Genomic DNA, 12125 nt, shown 5'->3' on the forward strand with positions numbered 1-12125 from the left:
ATCAGATCGCGGAGCTGTGCCCGGCCTGGTTCACCTCATAGGCGTCCAGACTACGTGCGATCATCCGGGTCAGGGGGCGGGCGCGCTCCGGGATCGACAGCCCTTCCTGCGACAGCTCCACCATGTTCGGAAAGGCGCGGGCTGTTTGCTCCAGCACATCCCGGAGCCATTGCGCCGAAATCTGAAACTTGCCCAGGATATCTTCGGCGCTGATCCTGAAATCGCACATCAGCGATTCGATCATGCGACCCCGCAACTTGTCTTCTCCCTGAAAGACATGTCCGCGCGCGGTTGCAAACTGACCCGTCGCTATCGCCTTTGCGTGGTCGGCGGTGCCGGGGGCGTTCTGGGCGTAGCCCTGCGGGAACCGCGAGATTGCCGAGGCGCCGATGCCGATCAGAACGTCGGCGGGATCCTCGGTATAGCCCTGGAAATTCCGTTTGAGCCGCCCAGAGGTCTGAGCCTTGACCAGACCGTCGTCCGGCCTTGCAAAATGATCGATGCCAATCTCGCGGTAGCCGTCCCACAGGAACAGGCGCCGAGCGGTATCAAAAAGATCCAGCCGATTTTCGGGCGTCGGCAGGGTATCCGTAGGAATCATGGTCTGGCGCCGCGCCATCCAGGGCACATGCGCATATCCAAACAGGGCGACCCGATCCGGTGAGAGGGACAACAGTTTCTGCGCGCTGTCGGTGATCCGCTCCGGCGTCTGATGTGGCAGCCCGAACAGGATGTCAGCATTGATACTGTGGATTCCCCGCGCGCGCAGCATTTCGAAGGTTTCATGCGTCAACTCATAGCTTTGCAGCCGCCCGATTGCGTTCTGGATGGTGGCGTCGAAATCCTGCACTCCGATCGAGGCCCGGTTCATGCCTGCCTCGGCCAAGGCATCCAGCCGCGCCGCGTCGCATTCGTTTGGATCAATCTCGACCGAAAACTTGGTGCCAAGGGCCCATGGCGCTAGATCGGCCTGCGCGGCGGCCAGTTCACGAATCATATCGGCTGATAGCAGCGTCGGTGTGCCACCGCCCCAATGCAGCCGGGACAGGCTGACACCTTCGGGGAGGTGCGATTTCAGCAGCGCGATTTCGGCCTTGAGCGTGTCGAGATAGGCTCTGACCGGGGCGTCTGACTGGGTGCCCTGTGTGCGGCAGGCGCAGAACCAGCACAGCCTGCGGCAGAAAGGCACATGCACATAAAGCGAGATCTGACTGCCAGGCGCGATATCCCTTAGCCAGCCTGAGAAAACACTGGCATTTACGCCGCCTGCAAAGTGCGGCGCCGTGGGGTAGCTGGTATAGCGCGGCACTTTAGCATCGAATAATCCGAGGCTTGCCAATTGTGATTTCTGTTTCATCGGACTATCGTAAATCGTGTACGAGTAACTAGACTTTGACCCAGATCAAGCGGGACACGCCATGACAGCCCCCACGATTTCATCTTTCAACTGTGGTGATTGCCCGATCAGGCATCGCGCGGTCTGTGCGCGCTGCGATTCGGATGAATTGGAAGAGTTGGATGCCATCAAGTATTACCGGACCTATGAGGCGGGGCGCCCGATTATCTGGTCTGGCGACTCGATGAATTTTGTCGGTTCGGTGGTTTCCGGCATCGCGACCCTGACCCAGACAATGGAAGATGGTCGTACCCAGATGGTCGGTCTTCTCCTGCCCAGCGATTTTGTCGGACGCCCCGGGCGCGATGGCGCGGCCTATAACGTGGTCGCCACAACCGAAGTGGTGATGTGCTGTTTCCGCAAGAAACCCTTTGAAGAACTGATGGCGCGTACGCCACATATCGCGCACCGCCTGCTTGAAATGACGCTGGATGAACTGGACGCCGCGCGGGAATGGATGCTGGTACTGGGCCGCAAGACTGCCCGGGAAAAGATCGCCAGCCTGCTATCGATCATTGCCCGCCGGGATGCGTCGCTGACTCCCGCAGGCGCGAAGGATCGGATGGTGTTTGATCTGCCGCTCACGCGGGAGGCGATGGCCGATTATCTTGGCCTGACCCTTGAAACCGTCAGCCGCCAGATGTCGGCACTGAAGAAGGACGGCGTGATCGAGCTCGAAGGCAAACGGCACGTGACCGTACCGGATATGGGGCGCCTGCTGGAAGAGGCAGGCGACGACAGCGACGGTGGTTTCCTCGGCTGAGGTTCAAGCTGCACGCAACTTTGGCGGGTGTATGGGGGCGAAGCAGGTGCGGATCTGTTCGTCCCTTTTTCGTGTCATCTTGGCAAATTGCCTGCGCCCGCACTCTCTTTCAGCCAGTCAGCGACCTGATTGACCGCCGCCGTTGATCCACGGCCCGGCAGGCGCCACAGACGCAGCGCATCCGGCAATGTGACCTCAGTCGCAAAGGGCGCGACCAGCCGTCCTGATTGCAGCAAAGGCGTCAGAAGGGCGGCGTGGCCGATCAGCACCCCTGCGCCGTTCAGGGTTTCCTCCACCGCCAGGGCATAGAGCGAATAGACCGGCCCGCGCGGCGTCACGGCCTCACTGAGGTCCGCTGCCGCCAGCCAATTTGTCCAGTCCCGGTCCCAGGTGGTGTCGGTCAGGCAGGGCACATTTCGCAGATCCTCGGGACGCGAAAGCTGTGCGGCCAGATTGGGGGCACAGACTGGAAATATGACATCTCGTTCCACTGGCTGCCCCTGCGACGGGTCGAAGAACAGACACAGATCATAAGGCGTGCGTTTCAGGTTGGGCGGTGTTTCCAGCGCGGTGACCGAAATGGCAACCTCGGGCATGGCTTGCCGCAGGGCGGGCAAACGTGGGGACAACCAGAACTGCGCGACCGAGGGCAGGGTGGCGATATGCACCACCGCCGGGGCGGCCTCAGCCCGCAGGGTTTGCACCGCCCCGGCCAGCTGATCAAAGGCGGCGGTGAATTCGGGCAGGGCACGCGCGCCCGGTGCGGTCAGTTCCACCGCCTTGGCGCGGCGATGAAACAGCGGCGCTCCCAGCGCATCCTCCAGCGTCTTGATATGCGCCGATACCGCCCCTGGCGTGACGCCAAGTTCCTGCGCTGCAGCGGCAAAACTACCGAGCCGGGCAGCAGCCTCGAAGGCGCGCAAGGCGGTCAGGGGCAGGGATCTGGGACGGGGCGGAGAGACGCTCATGAAAAAAGGCCTAGTTTTTCTAACCCTAATTTTTCGCAAAACTGGTTTGCGCACAAGGGGCACGGCGGCTTCACTGAGGCAACGCAATAGATCCGCAACAGGGATGATCCACATGACTGATCCGGCAAAACAACGCCTTGCACAGCGCCCTTGGGTGCCATCGGCCTGCGAGGCTCATGTGCAGGAGATTGCACAGCAGGCTGCCGCTGCAACGACCGAGAAGCTGTCGGGGCGGATCGATGCGCTGATCCGGCGCAATGCGGAAATCCACGATGAAGAGTGTTTCAACCTCAACCCAGCCACCAACGTGATGAACCCGGCTGCCGAGGCGGTGTTGTCATCCGGGCTCGGCAGTCGGCCGTCGCTGGGCTATCCTGGCGACAAATATGAAATGGGGCTGGAGGCCATTGAGGAGATCGAGGTGATCGCCGCCGAATTGGCCGCCGAGGTGTTTCAGGCGGCCTATGCCGAGGTTCGGGTCGGCTCCGGCGCGCTCGCCAATCTCTATGGTTTCATGGCTCTGACGCAGCCGGGGGACAGTATCATCGCGCCGCCCGCCACCGTGGGTGGACATGTGACGCACCATGAGGCGGGCTGTGCTGGGCTTTACGGGTTGAAAACACATCCGGCGCCAGTGCACGCGGATGGCTACACCGTGGATCTGGATGGCTTGCGCCGTATGGCGCATGAGGTGCAGCCAAGCCTGATCACCATCGGCGGCAGTCTGAACCTCTTTCCGCACCCGGTGGCAGAGGTCCGCGCCATCGCAGATGAGGTCGGCGCAAAGGTGCTGTTCGACGCGGCGCATCAATGCGGCATCATCGCGGGCGGCGCCTGGGCCAATCCGCTGCAAGAGGGCGCCCATCTGATGACGATGAGCACCTACAAGAGCCTTGGCGGACCGGCCGGGGGGCTGATTGTCAGCAATGACGCGGCGGTTGCCGAGCGGCTTGATGCCATCGCCTTTCCGGGGATGACGGCCAATTTTGACGCGGCCAAGACGGCGGCGCTGGCGGTCAGCCTGCTGGACTGGGTCGATTATGGCGCCGCCTATGCCAAGGCGATGATCGACCTGGCGCAGGCGCTGGCGGATGAATTGGAAAAGCTTGGATTGCCGGTGTTCAAGGGCGCAGGAAAGGCAACCCAATCGCATCAGTTCGCGATCGAGGCCGCTGGATTCGGTGGTGGGCAGGCAGCATCCAAAAACCTGCGGAAAGCCGGGTTCCTGGCCTGTGGGATCGGTCTGCCAATTGCCGAGGTGCCGGGTGACATGAACGGTCTGCGCATCGGAACGCCCGAATTGGTGCGCCGGGGTGTCACGCCTGCGGATGCGCCGGAACTGGCGGCGCTGATCGCGCAGGGGCTGACCGGGAACGATCCCGCAGCCGTGGCGCCGCGCACCCGCGCGATGCGGGCACGGTTCCAGGGCATGCATTACGTGCGGGCGTGACCTCGCAGGGCTTCGCAGCTAAGCTGCCTGAAACAGGGGAGAAATCATATGCACTTCGAAAGTCTGATCGGAATGCTGATCATCGGCGCCTTGGCAGGGTGGCTGTCGGGCAAGATCATGCAGGGACGCGGGTTTGGCGTCATTGGCAATATCATCGTGGGGATTGTCGGCGCCTTTCTGGCGGGGGCAATCTTCCCAGCTCTTGGTTTTGCCGTTGGCGGCGGGGTGCTGGCTTCGGTGATCCACGCCACCATCGGCGCGGTGATTCTATTGTTTGTCATAGGGTTGATCCGAAAAGCACGCTGAGCCAGCCCTGCGACAGAATGAAAAAAGGCGCCCCTGATCGGGCGCCTTTTGTTTGCGTCGTTTCTTTGCCAGCCACGAGCGGCCAGTCGGTGAAATCAGTGGGCCATAAAGACTGGAACGGTCGCTTTTTCCAGCATGTTGCGGGTTGCGCCGCCCAGAATCGCCTCGCGGAAACGGGAGTGGCCGTAGGCGCCCATCACGATCATATCCGCACCGGTATCGGTGGCATGGCGGTTCAGGATGTCCGAGACCCGTGGCATCGTCTTGCTGAGCACGTCGATTTCGCATTTTACGCCATGGCGCGAGAGCATCTGCGCCAGCATCCCGCCGGGATCGGACCGTTCCGGGCTGTGCTGCGGCGGGTCGATGACGACGATGCGGGCCACCTCGGCGCCTTCGAGGAAGGGCAGCGCCTTGCGGATAGCGGTCATGGCCTCGATGCTTTCGTTCCAAGCCAGCAGCACGGTTTTCGGCTGGGTGATCGGCTCGGCGTCATCCGGCACCACCAGAACCGGAGTGCGGCCTTCAAACAGGGCCGCTTCAACCACGGGCTCTGCCTCTACGCCGATGCCTTCGCCGTAGGGTTTGCCGAGCACCACCAGATCCGAGAATCGCGCATGATGCGCCACGTGGCGGCCCAGATCGGCCACCGGCGCGATGGCGATATCGGTCGAAAAGGGCGTGCCGCTGCGCTCCATGACCTCTGCGGCGTGGGTTTGGACCTCTGCTGCTTCTTCCTGTGCCCGTACCATGGCTTCCTGGATGATCATGGCATTGGCACCGGCGTAGTAGTACCCCGTTTGGGTCCGGTCCACGCCAAGGCACAGAACCTCGGTATGGCCGGAAAAATGCTCTGCCAGAGCGGCGGCCTGAGCCAGCGGAGCTGCGGCGGTGTTCTGGTCAGTCAGAACGGATAAGAAGGTTTTGTAGGTCATTGTCATCCCTTGGTGGAAATAGCGCAAAATCCCCAGAAGGGACCGCGTTTCAATGGCTGTGCCATAAATGATGTGTCACACTTGTTTGGCAATTGTCTTGATGCAGATCAATGCATGGAAGCGGCGCGTTCTGCATCACAAACTCGGTCTAAAAAGGTCCCGCGTGGCGGAAGAATCGCGCGGTACATGTTAAAGGGACGCAAGATGTCTAATTATCTCAAGCTGATAGCGCTTGGTCTGGTCACGCTCTTTGCGATGATCGGGATCAACTATGCGCGCGATCTGGCTTACCAGGTGCACGCGATCATCGTGATGCTCGTGGCTGGTGGGCTTTTCCTCTACACACTTCGCAAGACGGATGAGCCGGTACCGGCCACCGGCAATCTGGAGCACGAATATTTCGATAGCGTCGTGCGCTACGGGGTCATTGCCACCGCCTTTTGGGGCGTTGTTGGTTTTCTGGCGGGCACGTTTATTGCCTTCCAGCTGGCCTTTCCGGTTCTGAACTTCGACTGGGCGCAGGGCTTTGCCAACTTTGGCCGTCTGCGTCCGCTGCACACCTCGGCGGTGATCTTCGCCTTCGGGGGCAACGCGCTTCTGGCAACCTCTTTCTACGTCGTTCAGCGCACCTCCGCGGCGCGGCTTTGGGGCGGCAACTTGGCGTGGTTCGTGTTCTGGGGCTATCAGCTGTTCATCGTTCTGGCCGCGACCGGCTATGTTCTGGGCGGGACCCAGTCCAAGGAATACGCCGAGCCGGAATGGTATGTTGACCTGTGGCTGACCATCGTATGGGTCGCCTATCTTGCTGTCTTCCTCGGCACGCTGATCAAGCGGAAAGAGCCACATATCTACGTCGCCAACTGGTTCTACCTGGCCTTCATCGTGACCGTCGCGATGCTTCACGTGGTCAACAACCTGACCATCCCGGTCTCCATCTGGGGGTCCAAATCGGTCATCGTCTGGCCCGGCGTGCAGGATGCGATGGTGCAGTGGTGGTATGGCCACAACGCGGTGGGCTTCTTCCTGACCGCTGGCTTCCTCGGCATGATGTACTATTTCATTCCGAAACAGGCCGAACGTCCCGTGTTCAGCTACAAACTGTCGATCATCCACTTCTGGGCGCTGATCTTCATCTACATCTGGGCTGGTCCGCACCACCTGCACTACACCGCGCTGCCTGACTGGGCCTCGACCCTTGGCATGGTGTTCTCGATCGTGCTGTGGATGCCGTCCTGGGGTGGTATGATCAACGGTCTGATGACCCTGTCGGGTGCCTGGGACAAGCTGCGCACCGACCCCGTCATCCGCATGATGGTGATCTCGGTCGGCTTCTACGGCATGTCCACCTTCGAAGGTCCGATGATGTCGATCCGCGCCGTGAACTCGCTGTCGCACTACACCGACTGGACCATCGGTCACGTACACTCCGGCGCTCTTGGCTGGAATGGCATGATCACCTTCGGTGCCCTGTACTTCCTGGTGCCGGTTCTGTGGAAACGTGAGCGTCTCTACTCGCTGCAGATGGTGTCCTGGCACTTCTGGCTCGCCACCATCGGTATCGTTCTCTATGCCGCCTCCATGTGGGTGACCGGCATCATGGAAGGCCTGATGTGGCGCGAAGTGGATGCGAATGGCTTCCTGGTGAACTCCTTTGCCGACACCGTGGCTGCAAAGCTTCCGATGTATGTGGTGCGCGGTCTGGGCGGGGTCATGTACCTCACCGGTGCGATCATCATGTGCTACAACCTCATCATGACCGTCCGTCGGGCGCCGGCTAAAGAAGCCAGCCTGTCGGTCTCGGTCCCGGCTGAATAAGGAGGGCCGGACAATGGCAATTCTCGACAAACATAAAATCCTCGAGACCAACGCGACCCTCCTTCTGGTGTGCAGCTTCCTGGTTGTGACCATCGGTGGTCTGGTGCAGATCGCACCGCTGTTCTGGCTGGAAAACACCATCGAAGAGGTGGAGGGCATGCGTCCCTACACCCCGCTGGAGATGGCTGGTCGCGAAGTCTACATCCGTGAAGGCTGCTATGTGTGCCACAGCCAGATGATCCGCCCCATGCGGGACGAGGTCGAACGCTATGGTCACTACTCGCTGGCGGCGGAATCGATGTACGATCACCCGTTCCAGTGGGGGTCCAAGCGGACCGGGCCGGATCTGGCCCGCGTCGGTGGCCGCTACTCGGATGAGTGGCACGTGGACCACCTGCGCAATCCGCAGTCGGTGGTGCCGGAATCGGTGATGCCCAAATATGGCTTCCTTGAGCGGACCATGCTGGACGGCAAATACATCGGTGACATCATGGCCACCAATGCGATCCTGGGCGTGCCCTACACCGACGAGATGGTCGAAGCCGCGCAAGCCGACTTCATGGCGCAAGCGGATCCCGACAGCGATTACGACGGCCTGATGGAGCGCTATGGCGAAGACATCAATGTGCGTAACTTTGATGGCCAGCCGGGTGTTTCCGAAGCGGACGCTCTGATCGCCTATCTGCAGATGCTGGGGACTCTGGTCGACTTCTCGACCTTCACCCCGGATGCAAGCCGCTAAGCGGGAGGGACAGATGGAAGAATACACACTCCTGCGGCAGTTCGCAGACAGCTGGATGCTGTTGATGCTGTTCGCTTTCTTCATCGGGGTCGTTGTCTGGGTGTTCCGCCCAGGCAGCAACCGGGTCTACCGCGACACGGCAGATATCCCCTTCCGGCATGACGACAAACCCGCCCCAGCAAAGGGTAAAGCCAAGGAGGCGCGGACATGAGTAAGAAACCACAAAAGTTCGATAGCGATCCGAAGACAACCGGCCATCAATGGGACGGGATCGAAGAGTTCGACAATCCGATGCCGCGCTGGTGGCTCTACACCTTCTACCTCTGCATCATCTGGGGCATTGGTTACACCATCGCCTATCCGGCATGGCCGATGATCAACTCGGCCACGGCCGGGGTGCTGGGCTGGTCGACCCGTGCAGATGTGGCCAGTGAAATCGCGGCCGTGGAAGAGGCAAACGCCCCGACCAATGCCAAGCTGGTCGAAACCGACCTGACTGAGATTTCGGCAGACCCGGATCTGAATGCCTATGCCGTGTCGGCTGGCTCCGCCGTGTTCAAGACCTGGTGTGCCCAGTGTCACGGATCTGGCGCTGCAGGTGCCAAGGGTTATCCCAACCTGCTGGACGATGACTGGCTTTGGGGTGGGTCGGTGGAAGACATCCACGCGACTGTGGCCCACGGCATCCGCAACGAGGACAGCGACGATGCGCGCTACTCCGCGATGCCTGCCTTTGGCCGGGATGAGCTGCTCGAAGCCGAAGAGATCGATCAGGTCGTGAACTACGTTATGTCCCTGTCGGGCGAAGCGCAGGATGCCTCCAAAGTCGAAGCAGGCGCTGTTGTTTTTGAAGACAACTGTTCGTCCTGCCACATGGAAGACGGCACCGGTGATCGCGCTCAGGGCGCTCCGAACCTGGCCGATGCGATCTGGCTCTATGGTGGCGATTACGACACGCTGACGGAGACCGTGACCAATGCGCGTTACGGTGTGATGCCGGCCTGGAACCTCCGCCTCAGCGAGGCCGAGATCCGCGCGGTTACCGCCTATGTGCACCAGCTGGGTGGCGGCGAATAAGACTGGGTTCCACAGCAAATATCGGAACACGTAAAAGGGCTGCCCAACGGGTGGCCCTTTTCATTTTGCCCTTGCCCGGGCTGCTTGATTCTGCCGGTTCAGGGGCTTGCCCTGTGGGGGGCGACCGTGCGCCCGGTCTGGCTGCTCAGCATGATCGCCGCAAGGATCAGGGCGCACGCGATGGCCTGCGCCAGAGAGATCCGCTCTCCAAAGGCGATGACACCCACCGCGAACATGGTTGGCAGTTCGATGCTGCCAATGACAGCGGTGCGCGCGGCGCCGATCATCGGGCTGCAGACGGAATAGACCAACTGCGGCACCAGTGCCGTGCCAAGGCTGATCCCCAGCAACAAAAGCCAGCCTTCGCCGCTGTTGGGGACCATTGCGGCCGCATCCGTGGTCATCACCAGCGGCAAGAGGCCCAGAATGGATCCTAACGAGACCGCCGCGATCCGGGCCAAAGGCGGAAGAATGGTCAGCCGGTAGACCAGAACGGTGATGCCAAATCCAAACCCCAAGGGGGCCGCCAGAGAAATCACCAAGGCTGGCAGCGCGGCAGCAGGGACCGCACCCGGGCCGCTGGCGATTGTCGCGGCAACCACGATCAGACCGGCGGCCCAGACGGCGCGCAGGGGCGGTCTGTCACGAAACAGCACCCAGGCGATCAGCAGCGTGAACACCGGGTAGGTCATGTAAAGAACCCCGACCACGGAGACCGGCGCGCTGCGCAGGGCGCTGACATATCCAATCCAGCCAAGCCCCATCAGTGCCCCGGCCGCCATCCCCCACAGGATTGCGCGGGCTTTGTCCCGGTGCAGGAACAGCAGCGGCGAGAGGACCACTGCCGCCAGGGTGAAACGGTAAAAGGCGATGATGTGGGGCGGCATGCCCTGTTCGGTCAGGCTGCGGGCAAAGAACGGCAGCGCCCCAAAGCAGAGCGAAGCAAACAGCACGCCCGCGCTGGCCAGAACAAGCGAGGGGGCGGCAGGAAGCGGGCTGGAAGAGCGATCTGACATCCAAAGCCGATAGCACCGGTTCGGAATTCCGGCAAGAATTCCACGGCGACCTGCGGCGGGCCCAGTCTGAGCTGCGCAGCCGGGCGGCAGTTTCTGTCCAATTGGGCGCCTTTAGTTTGCGTGACTTGATCCGTGTCAAATCGCGTTGGGCTGTCGCGTGCTTATATCGTTTCAAAGAGAAACAGGCCCTGCAGGGTGATAGGCGTCAGGGTGATGCTTTCCTGCCGGGTCCTTCGCATCCCGCCGGTACCGACGTGCTGGTTAGGCGGGTACAGGCGTCGGCTTTTCGATCTGTTCGCGCGTTTCCTGAAAAGCCGACGCTTTTTCTTCCTAGATTTTCTGCGGGTCGATGCAGCGGGTGCGCCGCGCTGGTTGGCTGATGCGCTGTGTAAGCCAGGCTTTGATCCGGCCAAGGCGGCTCCGTGGCTGGGGCAGCGGTTTGGCGGGTGGCATATTCCGCAGGGGGGCGCAGTCTAGGCGGGTCGCGGTGAATACGGTGCGTGCGTAGATGTCGGTCAGCATTTCGATGCCTCCTGAGTTTGAACATGTCCGGTACTGTTGCGCCAAAACGCGTTTCATGCGACTCAGGAAAAAAGTCACTATGTAAGTCAGGATTACATATGGAGTGGTTTAGCCTGCCGCCTCTGGCTGCGCTCAGAGCCTTTTCTGCCTTTGCCGAAACGTCGAATGTGGTGAAGGCAGGGGCGGCGCTGAATGTCAGCCACGCTGCCATTAGCCAACAGCTCAGGGCACTGGAACGCCATATGGGCGTGGCGCTTCTGGACCGCAGTGGCCGGGCGCTGCGGCTGACGCGCGAGGGGGAGCATCTGGCGCGCGGACTGCAACTGGGGTTCAGTGCGATTCAGACAGCGGTTCAGGACCTGACCGTTTCTGGCGCGCAGCGGCCGTTACATGTCAGTTGCACGCCGATGTTTGCCGCCCAGTGGCTCATGCCGCGCTTGGCAGAGTTCCGCGCCCTGCATCCGGAGGTGGATATGGTGCTGGACCCAAGTGGCGAACTGGTCGAGCTGACGCCGGGCGGGATCGACATTGCGCTGCGTTATGGTTCTGGCGATTGGTCCGGGTTGGCGGCTGAGAGGTTGCTGCAATCGCCGATGTCCGTGGTTGCGGCGCCGGATCTACTTGATGGGCGCAGCGTGTCTTCGCCGCAGGACCTGCTCGATTTTCCCTGGCTTGAGGAATTGGGAACCACGGAGGCGGCCAAATGGCTTGTCTCCCGTGGTGTCGTCGACGCCCTACGTGGCCCCCGGGTCCGGCTGCCTGGAAATCTGCTGATGGAGGCGGTGCGCGGCGGGCAGGGCGCGGCGGTCAGCGTGCGCGCCTTTGTCGAAGAGGACATCAGGGCGGGGCGGCTGGTGGACCTGTTCACAGAGGACGACACGCGCGGTTATCACATCGTGACCCGGCCCGGCGTGCTGCGGTCGCAGGCTCGCAAATTCATCGCCTGGCTCAGGAAGCACCGGCAGGTTCCGAATGCTGTGGCGGAGGATGACACCGGCGATAACTGACGGGCGGGACAACACAATTTTGTGAAGCTGCGCCTGTGAGCCCGCCGATCCCGGTTGCGTGCCCATGATCCCTTGATCACAGAGACGTTTGCAGATGCGGAGACGTGCAAAAAGGTCGCGTTGCGCAT

General features: G+C 61.4%; 13 protein-coding genes. 8 read left to right on the forward strand and 5 right to left on the reverse strand.

The window, feature by feature from the left end:
• Position 1 precedes the first annotated feature (1 nt).
• On the reverse strand, positions 2-1357 hold the full coding sequence (gene hemN, locus SM764_RS02925) for an oxygen-independent coproporphyrinogen III oxidase (protein ID WP_369000965.1): 1356 nt from the start codon (positions 1355-1357) through the stop codon (positions 2-4).
• Positions 1358-1418: 61 nt separating this feature from the next.
• On the opposite strand from hemN, the gene fnrL reads away from it, so the two are divergent.
• A complete protein-coding gene (gene fnrL, locus SM764_RS02930; RefSeq protein WP_065271286.1) occupies positions 1419-2159 on the forward strand; it encodes a transcriptional regulator FnrL in 741 nt (246 codons plus the stop codon).
• Positions 2160-2233: 74 nt separating this feature from the next.
• Here the strand turns inward: fnrL and SM764_RS02935 are convergent, their stop codons facing one another.
• A complete protein-coding gene (locus SM764_RS02935; RefSeq protein ID WP_369000966.1) occupies positions 2234-3127 on the reverse strand; it encodes a LysR family transcriptional regulator in 894 nt (297 codons plus the stop codon).
• A 112-nt stretch (positions 3128-3239) separates the two neighbouring features.
• Between SM764_RS02935 and glyA the strand changes: the two genes are divergently transcribed.
• On the forward strand, positions 3240-4577 hold the full coding sequence (gene glyA, locus SM764_RS02940) for a serine hydroxymethyltransferase (protein ID WP_369000967.1): 1338 nt from the start codon (positions 3240-3242) through the stop codon (positions 4575-4577).
• Between the two features lie 48 nt (positions 4578-4625).
• Positions 4626-4883 (forward strand): GlsB/YeaQ/YmgE family stress response membrane protein, encoded by a 258-nt coding sequence (locus SM764_RS02945; RefSeq protein ID WP_274832689.1) that lies wholly within the window; start codon positions 4626-4628, stop codon positions 4881-4883.
• Positions 4884-4978: 95 nt separating this feature from the next.
• Here SM764_RS02945 and SM764_RS02950 read toward each other — a convergent pair whose 3' ends face one another.
• Positions 4979-5818, reverse strand: a complete 840-nt coding sequence (locus SM764_RS02950; RefSeq protein WP_274829716.1) for a universal stress protein — start codon at positions 5816-5818, stop codon at positions 4979-4981.
• A 204-nt stretch (positions 5819-6022) separates the two neighbouring features.
• Here SM764_RS02950 and ccoN point away from each other — a divergent pair, with 204 nt between their 5' ends.
• Genes ccoN through ccoP form a run of 4 tightly spaced genes read left to right on the forward strand, consistent with a single transcriptional unit; the run spans position 6023 to position 9452 of the window.
• Positions 6023-7633: a cytochrome-c oxidase, cbb3-type subunit I gene (gene ccoN / locus SM764_RS02955; RefSeq protein ID WP_065271283.1), complete on the forward strand. Its 1611-nt coding sequence runs from the start codon at positions 6023-6025 to the stop codon at positions 7631-7633.
• Between the two features lie 13 nt (positions 7634-7646).
• Positions 7647-8375: a cytochrome-c oxidase, cbb3-type subunit II gene (ccoO, locus tag SM764_RS02960; RefSeq protein ID WP_065271282.1), complete on the forward strand. Its 729-nt coding sequence runs from the start codon at positions 7647-7649 to the stop codon at positions 8373-8375.
• Between the two features lie 13 nt (positions 8376-8388).
• Positions 8389-8586, forward strand: a complete 198-nt coding sequence (locus tag SM764_RS02965; protein WP_065271281.1) for a CcoQ/FixQ family Cbb3-type cytochrome c oxidase assembly chaperone — start codon at positions 8389-8391, stop codon at positions 8584-8586.
• Positions 8583-9452 (forward strand): cytochrome-c oxidase, cbb3-type subunit III, encoded by an 870-nt coding sequence (ccoP, locus tag SM764_RS02970; RefSeq protein WP_065271280.1) that lies wholly within the window; start codon positions 8583-8585, stop codon positions 9450-9452. Before SM764_RS02965 ends, ccoP begins: the two co-directional genes overlap by 4 nt.
• A gap of 98 nt (positions 9453-9550) precedes the next feature.
• Here the strand turns inward: ccoP and SM764_RS02975 are convergent, their stop codons facing one another.
• Entirely contained in the window at positions 9551-10468 is a 918-nt protein-coding gene (locus SM764_RS02975; protein ID WP_369000968.1) for a DMT family transporter, read from the reverse strand.
• Positions 10469-10798: 330 nt separating this feature from the next.
• On the reverse strand, positions 10799-10990 hold the full coding sequence (locus tag SM764_RS02980; RefSeq protein ID WP_369000969.1) for a hypothetical protein: 192 nt from the start codon (positions 10988-10990) through the stop codon (positions 10799-10801).
• A 98-nt stretch (positions 10991-11088) separates the two neighbouring features.
• Here SM764_RS02980 and SM764_RS02985 point away from each other — a divergent pair, with 98 nt between their 5' ends.
• Positions 11089-11997: a LysR family transcriptional regulator gene (locus tag SM764_RS02985; protein ID WP_369000970.1), complete on the forward strand. Its 909-nt coding sequence runs from the start codon at positions 11089-11091 to the stop codon at positions 11995-11997.
• Positions 11998-12125: the final 128 nt, after the last annotated feature.

This window comes from Pseudophaeobacter sp. 1A16562 (genome assembly GCF_041008785.1).
In the GTDB taxonomy this organism is placed as follows: Bacteria; Pseudomonadota; Alphaproteobacteria; order Rhodobacterales; family Rhodobacteraceae; genus Phycobacter; species Phycobacter gallaeciensis_A.